The sequence below is a fragment of the Alkalihalophilus lindianensis genome (assembly GCF_032843265.1).
GTDB classification, from domain to species: Bacteria; Bacillota; Bacilli; order Bacillales; family Bacillaceae_D; genus Alkalihalophilus; species Alkalihalophilus lindianensis.
The window spans coordinates 1-232 of the sequence record NZ_JAWJBA010001112.1; the positions used below are offsets into that span (position 1 = coordinate 1).

The 232-nt window shown below is 68.1% G+C and carries 1 protein-coding gene; it reads right to left on the reverse strand.

All coding sequences use genetic code 11. From position 1 onward, the window contains the following. Positions 1 to 232 (reverse strand): JAB domain-containing protein (locus tag RYX56_RS25550; protein WP_317124544.1); only part of this gene is annotated, 232 nt, incomplete at both ends.

The window sequence follows — 232 nt, forward strand, 5'->3', positions numbered from 1 at the left end:
CCGGGACAGCGCCAGCTTGACCACCTCGCGAGGATGTACGCTCGCGCCGTCGATCGTGCCCCGGAAAACTTCGTCGAAAGCGATGACTCGGTGGCGATTGTCCAGAAACAGGCAGCAAAAAACCTCGTACCCCCGATCCCGCAGCCGCGCCCGCAGGAACTCCCGCGTCGCCCGCGGGTTGGCGAGCGCAGGCCCCGCCAGCACCTGCTCGGCATAGTGCCGCCGGGACAGC